Source organism: Prosthecomicrobium pneumaticum, from assembly GCF_014199915.1.
Lineage (GTDB): Bacteria > Pseudomonadota > Alphaproteobacteria > Rhizobiales > Kaistiaceae > Prosthecomicrobium > Prosthecomicrobium pneumaticum.
This window is the reverse complement of record NZ_JACHOO010000004.1, coordinates 223,506-238,555: the sequence shown is the minus strand read 5'-3', so window position 1 is coordinate 238,555 and position 15,050 is coordinate 223,506. Positions and strand designations below refer to the sequence as shown.

At 69.0% G+C, this 15,050-nt stretch carries 14 protein-coding genes; 8 read left to right on the top strand and 6 right to left on the bottom strand.

All coding sequences use genetic code 11. The features are described 5' to 3' along the window. Window positions 1–190 precede the first annotated feature (190 nt). From GGQ63_RS11415 to GGQ63_RS11385, 7 genes are all read left to right on the top strand, one after another. Window positions 191–682 (top strand): hypothetical protein, encoded by a 492-nt coding sequence (locus GGQ63_RS11415; protein ID WP_183855867.1) that lies wholly within the window; start codon window positions 191–193, stop codon window positions 680–682. Window positions 683–685: 3 nt separating this feature from the next. Next, window positions 686–1,594, top strand: a complete 909-nt coding sequence (locus GGQ63_RS11410) for a LysR family transcriptional regulator (RefSeq protein ID WP_183855865.1) — start codon at window positions 686–688, stop codon at window positions 1,592–1,594. Between the two features lie 134 nt (window positions 1,595–1,728). Continuing rightward, window positions 1,729–2,892, top strand: a complete 1,164-nt coding sequence (locus GGQ63_RS11405) for an ABC transporter substrate-binding protein (RefSeq protein WP_183855863.1) — start codon at window positions 1,729–1,731, stop codon at window positions 2,890–2,892. A gap of 124 nt (window positions 2,893–3,016) precedes the next feature. Further along, on the top strand, window positions 3,017–4,012 hold the full coding sequence (locus tag GGQ63_RS11400; protein ID WP_183855861.1) for an ABC transporter ATP-binding protein: 996 nt from the start codon (window positions 3,017–3,019) through the stop codon (window positions 4,010–4,012). Continuing rightward, complete coding sequence (locus GGQ63_RS11395; RefSeq protein WP_183855859.1) at window positions 4,013–4,951, top strand: ABC transporter permease; 939 nt, start codon at window positions 4,013–4,015, stop codon at window positions 4,949–4,951. A gap of 156 nt (window positions 4,952–5,107) precedes the next feature. Then, window positions 5,108–5,908 (top strand): ABC transporter permease, encoded by an 801-nt coding sequence (locus GGQ63_RS11390; RefSeq protein WP_183855857.1) that lies wholly within the window; start codon window positions 5,108–5,110, stop codon window positions 5,906–5,908. Between the two features lie 11 nt (window positions 5,909–5,919). Further along, window positions 5,920–7,377: a gamma-aminobutyraldehyde dehydrogenase gene (locus tag GGQ63_RS11385; protein ID WP_183855854.1), complete on the top strand. Its 1,458-nt coding sequence runs from the start codon at window positions 5,920–5,922 to the stop codon at window positions 7,375–7,377. Window positions 7,378–7,515: 138 nt separating this feature from the next. Here the strand turns inward: GGQ63_RS11385 and GGQ63_RS11380 are convergent, their stop codons facing one another. The 4 genes from GGQ63_RS11380 to irrA form a co-directional block, all read right to left on the bottom strand. Continuing rightward, window positions 7,516–8,124: a L,D-transpeptidase gene (locus GGQ63_RS11380; RefSeq protein ID WP_183855853.1), complete on the bottom strand. Its 609-nt coding sequence runs from the start codon at window positions 8,122–8,124 to the stop codon at window positions 7,516–7,518. Between the two features lie 260 nt (window positions 8,125–8,384). Continuing rightward, window positions 8,385–9,446 carry a Gfo/Idh/MocA family protein gene (locus GGQ63_RS11375; protein ID WP_183855851.1) on the bottom strand — a complete coding sequence of 354 codons (1,062 nt, stop codon included), beginning with the start codon at window positions 9,444–9,446 and terminating at the stop codon, window positions 8,385–8,387. A 22-nt stretch (window positions 9,447–9,468) separates the two neighbouring features. Beyond that, window positions 9,469–10,257: a ThuA domain-containing protein gene (locus GGQ63_RS11370; protein WP_183855849.1), complete on the bottom strand. Its 789-nt coding sequence runs from the start codon at window positions 10,255–10,257 to the stop codon at window positions 9,469–9,471. 312 nt (window positions 10,258–10,569) lie between these two features. Further along, on the bottom strand, window positions 10,570–10,977 hold the full coding sequence (irrA, locus tag GGQ63_RS11365) for an iron response transcriptional regulator IrrA (protein ID WP_246429751.1): 408 nt from the start codon (window positions 10,975–10,977) through the stop codon (window positions 10,570–10,572). A 255-nt stretch (window positions 10,978–11,232) separates the two neighbouring features. Here irrA and GGQ63_RS11360 point away from each other — a divergent pair, with 255 nt between their 5' ends. After that, a complete protein-coding gene (locus GGQ63_RS11360) occupies window positions 11,233–12,123 on the top strand; it encodes a DMT family transporter (protein ID WP_183855845.1) in 891 nt (296 codons plus the stop codon). 8 nt (window positions 12,124–12,131) lie between these two features. Here GGQ63_RS11360 and galE read toward each other — a convergent pair whose 3' ends face one another. Both galE and GGQ63_RS11350 read right to left on the bottom strand, forming a co-directional pair. Beyond that, window positions 12,132–13,178, bottom strand: a complete 1,047-nt coding sequence (gene galE, locus GGQ63_RS11355; protein ID WP_183855843.1) for a UDP-glucose 4-epimerase GalE — start codon at window positions 13,176–13,178, stop codon at window positions 12,132–12,134. Window positions 13,179–13,261: 83 nt separating this feature from the next. Continuing rightward, window positions 13,262–15,028 (bottom strand): calcium-binding protein, encoded by a 1,767-nt coding sequence (locus GGQ63_RS11350; RefSeq protein WP_183855841.1) that lies wholly within the window; start codon window positions 15,026–15,028, stop codon window positions 13,262–13,264. Window positions 15,029–15,050: the final 22 nt, after the last annotated feature.

The window sequence follows — 15,050 nt, the reverse complement described above, 5'->3', positions numbered from 1 at the left end:
ATGTCGATCTTCGTTTATGCGGCCGATCATGCCGCCCCATTTCCACGTCCGAGGCCCGGACACCGACGTGCAGATCCGGATCGCCGACCTCGTGTCATCCGGGGTTCCATCCCGCGCAGAGCCTTCGGGATCGTCGAGACGTGGGCGACGGCTCACCGCGACCTCCTCATCGCCGCCTGGAGAGACCTCAATGAGCGCGACTGACCGTATCGCCGCCGGCGTCCCGATGCCTCGGATCGGCGCCGTCCGCGCCGTCGCACCGCTCTCTGTGGACGTCGAATGGTCGGCGGGCCCCCGTGCCGGACGACGCGAGACCGTCAGCCTGGCACCCGATCTTCACGCCTATCGAATCTATCGTCCACTCCGCTTCGACCCCGCGCTTTTCGCCTCCGTCCACCTCGTCGACGAGGGCGCGGCGATCGCCTGGGGCAGCGACGACGCGATCGACATGCCGGCGACGAGCGTCGAGCGGCTCGCAGCCGAGGCGATGTCCAATGAGGAGTTCGCCGCCTTCCTGTCCCGCAATCGGCTCTCGCTCGATGCGGCCGCGGCCGAGCTCGGCATCAGCCGCAGGCTCGTCGCCTATTACGCCAAGGACCGCCCCGTGCCGCGCCACATCGCGCTCGCCTGCGCCCACATCGAGCTGCGGCGCGCGGGGGGCGGCCTCGGTGCCGTCGCCTGAGGCATGGCTTTCAAGTTCCGCCAGTTGCAATATTTCGTCGCCGTCGCCGATGCCGGTTCGATCTCCGGCGCGGCGCAGCAGCTTTCCGTGTCGCAATCGACGATCACCGAGGCGGTGAAGGAGCTCGAGGCCGATCTCGGCGTGACCCTGCTCGAGAGGAGCGGCCGCGGCGTCGCGCTGAGCCATAAGGGCCGGATGTTCCTGCGCCATGCGACGCGCGTCCTCGAGGCCGTTGCCGATGCCCGCCGCTCGCTCGGCGGGGCGCCGCCGACCGCCGGCCGGCTGTCGCTCGGCGTCACGGCGCTCGTCGCCGGCTATGTGCTCTCCGATCTCCTCGCCCGCTTCCGCCGCGCCCACCCGGCCGTCGCCGTCGAGGCGCTCGAGGACGGCCGCGACCATCTCGAACACCTTCTGATCAATGGCGAACTCGACGTCGTCGTGATGGTGGTGCCCGATCGCCCGGCCGATCGGGCATTCGACACCGCGCTGCTCGGCGAGACGCCCTATCGGATCTGGCTGCCGCAGGGCCACAGGCTGACGGCGCTGCGGGAGGTGCCCCTCGCCGAGATCGCCGGCGAGCCGCACGTCATGCTCTCGGTCGAGGAGATCGAGGAGGCGACGAAGGGTTTTTGGGTGGCGAGCGGCATCCGCCCCAAGGTCGCCTTCCGCACCCGCTCGGTCGAGGCCGTGCGCAGCCTCGTCGCGACCGGCGCCGGCATCGCGGTGCTGCCCGATCTCGTCTACCGGCCCTGGTCGCTCGAAGGCGATCGCATCGAGGCGCGGCCGGCCGCGGAACCGCTGCCGGCGATCCGGGTCGGCCTCGCCTGGCGGCGCGGCGCGGCGATGCGCCAGCCGGCGGCCGATTTCGTCGCGGTCAGCCTGAGCCAGCGCTCGGAGCGGATGCGCGGCTGATCCTTCGGAGATTCCGATGGATCGGTTCTGAATTTTGTATTGGCGAAGATTTGATCCTGCGCGCACTCTGGGCAGAGGGGCGCGACAGCCGGAGAAAAGAGGGCGGCTGTCGCGCCGAAAAAGGGGAGAAGTCCATGCTCCGCATTGCACGCTTCGCCGCCGGCTGTACCGCGGCCGCACTCGCCGTGACGCAGCCGCTCGCCGCCTTCGCCCAAGTGACCGCGATCGGCCCTGGCGAAGGACAGGTCGATATCGTCGCCTGGGCCGGCTATATCGAACGCGGCGACACCGACAAGGCCTATGACTGGGTCACCGCCTTCGAGGAGAAGACCGGCTGCAAGGTCAATGTGAAGACCGCCGGCACCTCCGACGAGATGGTGGCGCTGATGAACGAGGGCGGCTTCGATCTCGTCACCGCTTCGGGCGACGCATCGCTCCGCCTGATCGCCGGCAAGACCGTGCAGCCGATCAACACCGATCTCATCCCCTCCTGGTCGAAGGTCGACGACCGGCTGAAGAGCGCCCCCTGGCACACCGTGGACGGCGTGCATTACGGCGTGCCCTATCAGTGGGGCTCGAACGTCCTCATGTACAACACCACGGTGTTCAAGGAGGCGCCGAAGAGCTGGTCTGTCGTTTTCGAGGAACAGGACCTGCCGGACGGCAAGTCGAACAAGGGCCGCGTCCAGGCCTTCGACGGACCGATCTACATCGCCGATGCGGCGCTCTATCTGATGAAGAAGGAGCCCGACCTCGGCATCAAGGATCCCTACGAGCTGACCGAGGATCAGTACAAGGCCGCGCTCGAGCTGCTGCGCGGCCAGCGCCAGATCGTCTCGCGCTACTGGCACGACGCGATGGTGCAGATCGACGACTTCACCAATGAAGGCTTCGTCGCCTCGTCGAGCTGGCCGTTCCAGGTCAACCTGCTCGTCGCCAACAAGCAGCCGATCGCCTCCACCGTTCCCGAGGAGGGCGCGACCGGCTGGGCCGACACGACGATGATGCACGCCAACGCCGCCCATCCGAACTGCGCCTATCAGTGGCTCGAGCATTCGATCGACGCCAAGGTGCAGGGCGACCTCGCCGCCTGGTTCGGCTCCGTTCCGGCCAATCTCGAGGCCTGCAAGGGCAACGCGCTCCTCGGCGACAGCGGCTGCGACACCAACGGCCTCGGCAATTTCGACCGGATTCATTTCTGGCGCACGCCGGTCTCGAAGTGCGCCACCCAGGAAGCCGGCTGCGTGCCCTATTACCGCTGGGTCACCGACTACATCGCCATCCTCGGCGGCCGCTGAGCCGGCGCCCGCCCGCCGAAGACCGCGATGGCCGGGCTTTTCCCGGCCATCTCCCCCCTCCTCGAGGGCGCCATGGTCCGCCTGATCCGGGCATGACCGCCGGCGCCCGTCTCACGGACGATCGATGACCGACCCCGCCGCGCTTTCCGCCGTCCGCTTCCGGGGCGTTTCCCGGCATTTCGGCGCGACGCGGGCGGTCGACGGGGTCGATCTCGACATCGCGCCCGGCGCCTTCTTCGCCATGCTCGGGCCGTCCGGTTCCGGCAAGACCACCTGCCTGCGGCTGATCGCCGGTTTCGAACAGCCCGATGCCGGCTCGATCGAGATCTTCGGCGCGCCGATGACGGGCGTTCCGCCCTACCGACGGAGCGTCAACACCGTGTTCCAGGACTACGCCCTCTTCCCGCACATGACGGTCGGGGCGAACGTCGCCTATGGGCCGATGGTGCGCGGCGTGCCGCGCGCCGAGCGCGAGGCACGGGCACGCGAGCTGCTCGCCCTCGTCGCGCTCTCCGGCTTCGAGGATCGCCGCCCGGCGCAGCTTTCGGGCGGCCAGCGTCAGCGCGTCGCGCTCGCCCGCGCACTCATCAACGAGCCGAAGGTGCTGCTGCTCGACGAACCGCTCGGCGCGCTCGATCTCAAGCTGCGCGAGCAGATGCAGGTGGAGCTGAAGAGCCTGCAGCGGCGGCTCGGCATCACCTTCGTCTTCGTCACCCATGACCAGAGCGAGGCGCTGTCGATGGCCGACCGCATCGCCGTGTTCAACGAGGGCCGCATCGTCCAGGTCGGCGCGCCCGACGAGGTCTATGAACGGCCGCAGACCCGCTTCGTCGCCGATTTCGTCGGCGGCTCGAACGTCGTCGAACCGGACGCGGCGGAGCGGCTCGGCCTGCCGCGCGGCCTCTACAGCCTTCGCCCCGAGAAGATCCGACTCGGCGAGATCGGCTTCGCCGGCACGGTCGAGACGACGCTCTATCAGGGCGCGCAGCGCCGCGTCGTCGTCGCGGTCGGGTCGGACCGGCTCGCCGTCGTCGCGCCGGCCGAGCGCGGGCCGCTGCCGGTCGGCAGCGCCGTGCGCCTCTTCGTGCCGCCCGGCGCGGCACACCGGATGGAGGGCTGAATGGCCGCCCTGCCGATCGACGGCCGCGACGGCGCGCTGCGCCGGCTGTCGGACCGGCTCGTCGCCCGGCCGCGCCTCCTCGTCGCGCTCTTCCTCGCGCCGCCGCTGCTGTGGCTCGGCGTCGTCTATCTCGGCTCGCTCGTCGCGCTGCTCGCCCAGAGCTTCTTCTCGATCGACGAGTTTTCCGGCCTGATCGTCCGGGAATGGACGCTGAAGACCTATGGCGAGCTCTTCCGGCCGGCCAATCTCGACATCATCGGCCGCACCGTGACGATGGCGGCGCTCGTCACCCTCGTCGGCGCGGTGATCGCCTTTCCGATCGCCTATTACGCGGCGCGCTACGCCCGCGGCCGCACGAAGGCGCTGTTCTATCTCGCCGTCATGCTGCCCCTCTGGTCGAGCTATCTCGTCCGGGTCTATGCGTGGAAGCTCATTCTGGCGCGCGAGGGCATCCTCGCCTGGGCGACCGAGAGGACCGGCACGACGCCGCTCCTCGACGCATGGCTCGCTCTGCCGGTGGTCGGCGGGCCGTCGCTGTCGATCAGCTATACCGGCACCTTCCTCGTCTTCCTCTACCTCTGGCTGCCCTTCATGATCCTGCCGATCCAGGCGGCGCTCGAGCGCGTGCCCGGCTCGCTCCTCGAAGCGTCGGCCGATCTCGGTGCGCGGCCCGGCCAGACCCTCCGCAAGGTGATCCTGCCGCTCGCCCTGCCGGGCGTCGTCGCCGGCTCGATCTTCACCTTCGCGCTGACGCTCGGCGATTACATCACGCCGCAGATCGTCGGCTCGTCGACCCTCTATATCGGCCAGGCGGTCTACACCCTGCAGGGCACGGCCGGAAACATCCCGCTCGCCGCCGCCTTCTCGGTGGTGCCGATCGCCATCATGGTCGGCTATCTGGCGGTCGCCAAGCGCATGGGGGCCTTCGATGCGCTGTGAGATATTCACCCTCCCCCCTTGCCGTTCTCCACAAGGGGGGAGTGAGCAGGACGCACCGCGGCACGAACGGCGCTTCGACGTCCAGAGCGGCAATCCCCCTCCCTCCTCGTGGGGGAGGGTCTGGGTGGGGGGTGAATACGCCGGAAGGGCGGCCCCATGAACCGCGCCCCGCTCGGCCTCAGGATCGCCGCGGCCGCCGGCCTTCTGTTCCTGCATCTGCCGCTGGCGCTGATCTTCCTCTATGCCTTCACCACCGAGGAGCGGAGCTACCAGTTCCCGCCCCCCGGCTATACGCTCGAATGGTTCGCCGTCGCCTGGAACCGGCCGGACATCTGGGCGGCGCTCGGCCTTTCGGTGCGGGTCGCCGCGACCGCCACCGCGATCGCCCTGGTGCTCGGCACGCTCGCCGCTGCCGCGGTCGCCCGGTCGCGCTTCTTCGGGCGGGATTCCGTCACCCTTCTCATCATCCTGCCGATCGCGCTCCCCGGCATCGTCACCGGCATCGCGCTCCGCTCCGCCTATAGCCTCGCCGACATCCCCTTCTCGTTCTGGACGATCGTCGTCGGCCACGCGACCTTCTGCATCGTCGTCGTCTACAACAACGCCGTGGCAAGGCTCCGCCGCACCTCCGGCTCGCTCGTCGAGGCCTCGATGGATCTCGGCGCGGACGGCTTCCAGACCTTCCGCCACGTCGTGCTGCCGCAGCTTTCGACGGCTCTGCTCGCCGGCGGCATGCTCGCCTTCGCGCTCTCCTTCGACGAGGTGATCGTCACCACCTTCACCGCCGGCCAGCAGACCACCCTGCCCATCTGGATGCTGTCGGAGCTGATCCGGCCGCGGCAGAGGCCGGTCACCAATGTCGTCGCGGCGATGGTGATCGCCGTGACCTTCCTGCCCATCCTCGCCGCCTACTACCTCACCCGCGACGGCGACCGCATCGCCGGACAAGGCAAATAGGGAGGTTTCCGATGAACGCCCCGATTCCCGCCACCCCCGTCACCGACACCGCCATGCTGATCGGCGGCCGCTTCGAGAGCGGCTCGGCCGAGGCCGAGCGCGTGCTCGCGCCGAAGACGGGCGAGACCATTCTCGACCTCGCCGAGGCGACGCCGGCGCAGATCGACGCCGCGGTCGAGGCGGCGGCGAAGGCCTTCCGCACCTGGTCGCGGACGCCCCCTTCGGGTCGGGCCGCGGCCCTCCTGAAGCTCGCCGATGCGATCGAGGCGGAGGCGGAAGCGTTCGCCGCGCTCGAGGCGCTCAATTGCGGCAAGCCCTGTCCGGCGGTGCTGCGCGACGAGATTCCGGCGGTGGTCGACTGCTTCCGCTTCTTCGCCGGCGCCGCGCGGGTCCAGACCGGCAGCGCCGCGAACGAATATCTGCCCGGCCACACCTCGATGATCAGGCGCGACCCGATCGGCGTCGTCGCCTCGATCGCGCCGTGGAACTATCCGCTGATGATGGCGGCCTGGAAGCTCGGCCCCGCGCTCGCCGCCGGCAATACGGTCGTGCTGAAGCCCTCCGAGCAGACGCCGCTGACGACGCTGAAGCTCGCCCGGCTCGCCGCGGACATCCTGCCGGAAGGCGTGCTCAACGTCGTGGTCGGCCGCGGCGAGAGCGTCGGCTCGACGCTCATCAACCATCCGAAGGTTTCGATGATCTCGCTCACCGGCGACATCGCGACCGGCCGCAAGGTGCTCGCCGCGGCGGCGAAGAGCGTCAAGCGCACCCATCTCGAACTGGGCGGCAAGGCGCCGGTGATCGTCTTCGACGATGCCGATCTCGAGGCGGTCGTCGAGGGGGTCAAGGTCTTCGGCTTCTACAATGCCGGCCAGGACTGCACCGCCGCCTGCCGGATCTATGCCGGCCCGAAGATCTATGACCGGCTGGTCGCCGATCTCTCCGCCGCCGTCGCCTCGATCCGCTATGCCGCGGCCGACGACGAGAACAACGATATCGGCCCGCTGATCTCGGCGAGGCAGCGCGACCGCGTCGCGAGCTTCGTCGCCCGTGCGGCGGAAGAGACGCACATCGAGGTCACGACCGGCGGCAAGGTCGCCGGCGGCGCCGGCTTCTTCTACGAGCCGACCGTCGTCGCCGGCGCGCTGCAGACGGACGAGATCGTCCGGCGCGAGGTGTTCGGCCCGGTCGTCTCGGTCACCCGCTTCTCGGAGGTCGAGGACGCCGTCGGCTGGGCGAACGATTCCGATTACGGCCTCGCCTCATCGGTGTGGACGAAGGACGTTTCGAAGGCGATGGCGACCGCGGCGCAGCTCCAGTACGGCTGCACCTGGGTCAACTGCCATTTCATGCTGGTCAACGAGATGCCGCATGGCGGGCTGAAACAATCCGGCTATGGCAAGGACCTGTCGTCCTATGCGCTCGAGGATTATTCGGTCGTCCGCCACGTCATGGTGAAGTTCGAGTAGGCGCGGTCCTGCCGCTTGCGTCAGCGTCCGTCATCCCGGGCGACGCGAAGAGCCAGAATCCATCAAGAAGAACGCCGTCAGACGGTCAGCGGGATGGGTCCCGGCTCTCTGCGAGGTGAGGCGATGGCCGAAGGCGGCCTATCGCAGCACGACGACCTTGGTGCCGACCGGCACGCGGTCATAGAGGTCCGTCACGTCCTCATTGGTCATCCGGAAGCAGCCCGACGAGACGGCGTGGCCGATCGTCCAGGGCTCGTTCGAGCCGTGGATGCGGAAGACGGTCGAGCCGATATAGAGGGCGCGGGCGCCGAGCGGATTGTTGATGCCGCCTTCCATATAGGCCGGCAGGTCGGGGCGGCGCTTGCGCATCTGCGGCGGCGGCGTCCAGCCCGGCCATTCGGCCTTGCGCGTGATCCGGTTGACGCCCGACCACTGGAAGCCGTCGCGGCCGACGCCGATGCCGTATTTGAGCGCCCGGCCCGCCGCATAGACGTAATAGAGCCGCCGCTCGGCGGTGTCGACCACCAGCGTCTGCGGGCCATAGGGGCCGTCATAGGAAATGTCCTCGCGCCGGATCGGCGTGTAGCTGCGGGCGCCGGGCGTGTTGAACAGCGCCGGATCGGTCTCGAATTCCCGGAAGCTCTGGGTGACGCCGTCCCAGAAGACCTTCTTGGCGGCCTGCGCACCGGAGGTGGCGCCTGTAATGGCGGCGGCGACGCCCGCGATGAGGAGAAACGGCTTCAGCATGCCCTGGTGCCCTTGCGACGAGGAGGAGCGCCGGAACCGCCCGACGCCCGGAACGACCTGGCCGAAGGGGGACGGCCCCCGCGAAAGGCCGCGGAGCCGCCGCGCCCGCCCCGGCGCAACCGGACACGAGCTTGCCACGATCATGGTTTCCGGACTGTGAAGACGGCCACAGGCCGTCGCCTGCGGGCATCCGCGACTGCCGGTCTCGGGCGACATCCTCCCCCGCGACACCGCGCAGGGGAGGATCCCCGTGCGACCGATCAGGCCGTGGCGGCCGGGGCCGCGGCGGCGAGCCGGCGGGCCTCGTCCTGCGCAAAGCAGAGGTCGAGAATGCGCTGGATCTCCGCCGCGCGGCGGAAGCTCGGCACGCCGTTCTCGCCCGACTTCACGGCCGCGACGAAGCGCTGATAGGTGGTCGCCACCGGCTCGAGCGGCACCTCCTGCCAGGTCTGTGTGTCGATGTCGGCGCCGGCACAGATCCGCAGCGACCATTCCCGCGCCGTGGTGCGGACCTCGAGCGCGCCCTCGGTGCCGTAAATGTTGAGCACGAGGTCGTTGGCGTGGCCCGTCGCGTAGCGGGTCGCGCTGATCGTGCCGAGCGCGCCATTGGCGAGCTCCGCCGTCATCACCACGCTGTCGTTCACGTCCAGCGTATAGTCGCCGATCTTGTCGCCGGGCGCCTTGGCGAAGGTCCGCAGCCGGCTCTCGACACCGACGATGTCGCTCGCCATGGCGAAGCTCGCGAAATCGACGATGTGGACGCCGACATCGCCGAGCACACCCTTCGAGCCGTGCTTCTCCGACAGGCGCCACAGCCAGCGGCTTTCGGTCCGCCAGTCGCCCCAGTGCTTGCCGACGAGCCAGCTCTGCAGATAGGCGGCGTCGAAATGGCGGACCTCGCCGATCGCACCGGCCTCGACCAGCGCATGGGCGCGCTGCAGGGCCGGCGAGTTGCGATAGGTGAAGTTCACCATGTTGATGACGCCGCGCTTCTCGGCGGCCTCCGCCATCTCGATCGCCAGCGGATAGCTCGTCGCGAGCGGCTTCTCGCAGAACACATGCTTGCCGGCGGCGAGCAGCGCCATCGTCGTCGGATGGTGCACGGCGTCCGGCGTGACATTGGCGCAGGCGTCGAACTCGCCCCAGGCGAGCGCCTCGTCGAGCGAGGCGAAGAGCTTCGGAATCTCGAACATGGCGCCGAACACGGCGCGCCGCTCGGCGTTCGGCTCCACCGCGGCGGCGAGCAGAACGCCCTCCTCCGCCATGAAGCTCCGCGCATGCTGCTCGGCCATCGAGCCCGAGCCGAGGATCAGGACCCTCATCGATCGTCTCCCCCGTCCGCGCCTAGCGGAACCCTTCCTCGCCCGGCCGGTGCAGCCGGCCGCCCTTGATCTCGAGCGGACCGTTCGGCGCCTTGTCGGCGGGCGTGTTCGGCGCCTTGTCGATGCCGGCCCAGGCCGGCGCCGGGTTGTACGCCCACTTCACGGCGTTCTTCAGCACCAGCTTGACGTTGGCGTCGTAATAGATCGGATAGGTCTCGTGTCCGGGCGAGAAATAGAAGACGTTGCCGGCACCGCGGCGATAGGTGAGGCCGGAGCGGAAGACCTCACCGCCCTCGTACCAGGTGACGAACACCGTCTCCATCGGCTCGGGAACCGTGAAGGGCTCGCCATACATCTCGGTCTGCTCGATCTCGAAATAGTCCGACAGGCCATAGGCGATCGGGTGGTTGCGGTTGATCACCCAGACGCGCTCCTTCTCGCCCGCCTCGCGCCATTTCAGCGAGCAGGGCGTGCCCATCAGCCGCTTGAAGATCTTCGAGAAATGGCCGGAATGGAGGACGATCAGGCCCATCCCTTCCCAGACCCGCTGCGCCACCCGCTCGACGATCGCGTCGTCGACCTTGCCGTGCGCCTTGTGGCCCCACCAGACGAGCACATCGGTCGCGGCGAGCCGCTCGACCGAGAGGCCGTGCTCCGGCTCCTGCAGCGTCGCGGTCGACGCCTCGATCATCCCGTCCTCGGCGAGGCCCCTGGCGATCGTCGTGTGCATGCCCTCGGGATATATCCCGCGAACGACTTCGTTCTCCTGCTCGTGGACGTTTTCGCCCCAGACCACGCAACGGATCGTCATGAACGTTTCTCCCTGAAGGATGCTTCCGGGGTCGTCTGCGCCCCGGACGAGATCGGCGTGCGACTACAGAACCCGGAACGCGCGCCGAAGTTCGCCGAGGACCGGCCCGCCGATCACACGGCCGGCCTCGTCACAGCGGCGGCCCGACGGCCTTCCAAAGCGGTTTGGATATAACGCAAGACGAAACGGCGTGCATCCCCGCTCCGGAGAAAAACCCCGACCGGGCCACACATGCGACAAGGGCGCGCGCCGCCTGGAATGCGGAGCGCGCCCTCGAGAATCGGAAGCAACCGGACCCGCCGCTTGCGGGGCTCAGGCGTTCTTGATGCGCCGCAGCCGGACGATCACGTCGATGCGGGTGATCTCCATGCCCTCGGGGGGCACCGGGATCTCTTCCACCCGCAGGCTCGACAGGGGCACGTCGAGCACCTCATTGTCGTCCTCGACGAAGAAATGATGGTGATCGTCGGTATTGGTGTCGAAATAGGTCTTCGTGCCATCCACTGCGACTTCGCGCAGCAGGCCGACCTCGGTGAACTGATGCAGCGTGTTGTAGACGGTGGCGAGCGAGACGGGCACGCGGTTCGCCATCGCCTCCTCGTGCAGGCCTTCCGCCGAGATGTGGCGCGGACCCTGTGCGAACAGGAGATCGGCGAGCGCGACGCGCTGGCGCGTCGGCCGCAGCCCGGCCTGGCGCAGCAGACCGCGAATCTCCGGCATCCGCTTCTCGGTGCCGCGGCCCGGCTTCTTCAGGAGATCCATACGCATCCGCTTCCCTCGACGGCTTCGCGGCGCCGCCGCCCACATCGAAACGCATCGCGGCCCGCCCGGAGCCACCACGCAGGGATAATCTAACCGGCAGATGCAGGAATAGCAATATACGGGACTTTCCGGAGTTGCGCCGGCAAACGGGCAGACGGTGATTGCTTCTGCCTAGGAACTGTGCAGACTGCCGGTCCCGCACGAGAGCAGACCATGACGTCGATCCCCTTCGCGCCCGCCGCGCGCCACGCCGTGACGCTCGGCATCGCCCTGATGCTCGGCGGCATTTTCCTTTTTGCGGTGAACGACGCGCTCGGCAAATGGCTGGTCGCGTCCTATTCGGTCGGCATGGTGCTGCTCGTCCGCTCGGCGGCGGCGCTCGTCGTGCTCGTGCCGCTGATCCGCCGCGAGCCGGTCGCCGCCTTCCTGCGCCCGCCACGGCCGGGCCTGCAGGTCCTGCGCGTCGTTCTTTCGACGGCCGAGGTCGCCTTCTTCTACTTCTCGGTGATCGCGCTGCCGCTCGCCGATGTCATGACCTTCTATCTCGCGAGCCCGATCTGGGTGGCGGCGCTGTCGCCCTTCCTGCTCGGCGAGAAGATCGACCGGGCGCGCTGGCTCGCCATCCTCGCGGGCTTCGTCGGCGTGCTCGTCTCGCTCAATCCGTCGGCGGCCACCTTCTCCCTCTCGGCGATCGTGGCGATCGCCGGCAGCATCGTCTTCGCCTTCCTGATGCTCGTCACCCGGCATCTGCGCGGCACGCCGGACACGGTGCTCGTCACCTACCAGATGGTCGGCGCGCTCGCCGTCGGGCTCGTCTGGGGCCCGCTCGACTGGGCGACGCCGCACCTCGCCGATCTCGGGCTGCTCGCCCTCCTCGGCGTGGTGGCGCTCGGGGCGCATCTGATGGTGACGCGCTCGCTCAAGCTCGCGCCGGCGTCGGTCGTCGTGCCCTATCAGTACAGCACGATCGTCTGGGCGGTGCTGCTCGGCTATCTCGTCTTCGGCGACCAGCCGACCGTCAGCATGATCGCCGGGGCGGCGATCATCGTCGCCTCCGGCCTCTTCCTCTTCGTCGCCGAGCAGCGCGCCGCGCGCTCCGCCTGAACGGCGCCTCAGCCCGCCGCGGGCGCCGCGGCGATACGGCTCTCGTCCTGCGGGGCGAGCGGCGCGGCGCCGTCGCGCCGGCGGCGGAGCTGCTCCTCCCAGGCGAGCGCATCGGCGACGATCGTGTCGAGGTGGTCGAGCGCCGGGCGGAAGCCGAGCGTCGCGCCGATCCGCGTCACGCCGGCAACGAGCGCCGCCGGATCGCCCGGCCGCCGGGCGGCCTTGAGCACGGGGAAGTCGATGCCCGAGACGCGCTTCACCGCCGCGATCACCTCCCTCACCGAATAGCCGCGGCCATAGCCGCAATTGGCGACGAGGCTCTCCCCGCCCGCTTCCAGATGCTCGAGCGCGAGGAGATGCGCCCGGGCGAGATCCGAAACGTGGACATAGTCGCGGATGCAGGTGCCGTCCGGTGTCGGATAGTCCTCGCCGAAGATCTCGAGATAGGGCCGCTCGCCGAGCGCGGCCTGCGCGGCGAGCTTGATCAGATGGGTGGCGCGCGGGAAGGACTGGCCCGCGCGACGCTGCGGGTCGGCGCCGGCGACGTTGAAATAGCGGAGCGCCGCATAGGTGAGCCCATGCGCCGCCGCCGTGTCGCGCAGCATCCATTCCGTCATCAGCTTCGAGGCGCCATAGGGCGAGATCGGCGCGGTCGCCGCGGTCTCGTCGATCGGGCTCGTCTCCGGCTCGCCATAGACCGCGGCGGTCGAGGAGAAGATGAAATGCTTCACCCCGCCCGCCACCGCTGCGGCGAGGAGCGCGCGGGATTTGACGGTGTTGTTGAGGTAGTAGCCGAGCGGATCCTTGACGGAATCCGGCACCACGATCGACCCGGCGAAATGCACGATCGCCGTGACACCGTGCCCGGCGAGCGTCGCGGCGACGAGGTCCGCGTCGCCGATGTCGCCGCGCACCAGCGGTACGCCGTCCGGCACCAGATCGCGGAAGCCGGTCGAGAGATCGTCGAGCACGACGACGGCACGGCCGGCGTCGCGCAGCGCGAGAACCATGTGGCTGCCGATATAGCCGGCGCCACCGGTGACGAGAACGGTCATCGGTTCGTTCCTTCTCTTCGGATGGGACGGGCGCCTGGCGTTTCGGTTCTGTCGTCGCCGTCTGGGATGGGGTCGGCCCGCGATCAGCCGATCGGGTTCGTATCCGTGAAGCTCGCGGCGGAAAAGTCGGACAGCGTCGTGCCGGCGAACAGCACGCCGTCGCCCGCCCCGCCGATTGCGAGCAGGACGCCGTCCGCCGTCTGCGTCGCCGCGGCGAGGAAGTCCGAATAGCCGCCGATCAGGCTCTCCGAGCCGAAGGCGATCAGGTCGCCCACCGTGAAGTCCGTCACCGTGTCGAAGCCGGAGCCGGCCGTGCCGGAGAAGACGAAGGTGTCCGCCCCCGCGCCGCCGGTCAGGAGGTCGTCACCGTCGCCGCCATAGAGGACGTCGTTGCCGGCCCCCGCGACGAAGGTGTCGTCCTGCGCGCCGCCGATCAGCGTGTCGTCGCCCTCGCCGGTCCAGACGATGATCTTCTCGATGCTCTCCATCCGCAGCATCAGGAGGCTGTCCTCGGAAAGGTCGATCACCTGGTCGAGATAGGGGTTGGTCCAGAGATAGAGCGTGTCGGTGCCCGCCCCGCCATCGGCATAGGCGAAGCCCTCGTCGACCATCAGCCGGTCATTGCCGTCGCCGCCGAACAGCACGTCGGCGCCGTTCGCATAGGTGCCGTCCTCGACCATCTGCCGGCCGTTGAGAAAATCGTCGCCCGCGCCGCCGTCGAGATAATCGGCGCCGCCATCGCCGATCAGGCTGTCATTGCCGGCGCCGCCGAACAGCCGGTCGTCGCCCCCGCGCAGGCCGGTGACGAAATCGTCGTGCTGCGTGCCGTGATATTCGAGCTGCTCGAAGCCGGTCAGCACCTTGGTCTTCGATCCCGTCTCGAAGCCGGAACTGGTCGAGACGAGGATCTCGCCGGCATTCGGCCCCGCCGTCACGAAGAAGCCCTTGCCGCCCGAGACCCCGGCATTGTAGGCGCTGACGTCGATGACGAGCTTGTCCGTTCCCTCGCCGCCATCGGCGCGCGCGAGGCCGCTGATCACCAGCGTGTCGTTGCCCGCACCGCCGTTCAGCCGGTCGAAGCCGCCGCCGCCGACGAGATAATCGTCGCCCGCGCCGCCGGAGAGGACGTTGTCGCCATTGTCGCCGATGATCACATCGTTGAAGCGCGAGCCATAGACGCCCTCGATCGAGGTGAGCCGGTCGCCCTCGGCCTCGCCGCCCGACTGCACCGCGCGGCCGAGCACGACGTTGATCGCCGCCGAGGAGCCGGCATAGGAGGCGATGTCGACACCGCCGCCGCCGATGATCGTGTCGGCGCCGGCCCCGCCGGTGAAGACGTTGTCGCCATTGTCGCCGATCAGAGTGTCGGCGAAGCGGGAGCCGACGACGTTCTCGATGCTGACGAGCACGTCGCCCTCGGCATCGCCGCCGCTCTGCGGCCCGGACGAGGAAAGGTCGATCCGCACCGCCGCGGCCGAGGAACTGTAGATCGCCGTATCGATGCCGGCGCCGCCGTCGAGATAGTCGGCGCCCGCGCCGCCATTGAGATTGTTGGCGCCCGCGTCGCCGATCAGCGTGTCGTCGAAGCGGGAGCCGGCGACGCTCTCGATGCCGACGAGGGTGTTGCCGGCCGCATCGCCGCCCGAGGCCTGCGGCCCGCTGACGGAGAGGTTCACCGTCACCGCGGCCGCGGAGGTGCGATAGACGACCGTGTCGCGGCCCGAGCCGCCCTCGATCGTGTCGGCCCCGCCGCCACCCCAGACCACGTCGTTGCCCGCCCCTGCAGCGATCGTCTCGGCCGCGGCCGTGCCGAGGATGACGTCGTTCTCGTTGCTTCCCACGATCGGCATGGCCGACCTCCCCTGGTTCACC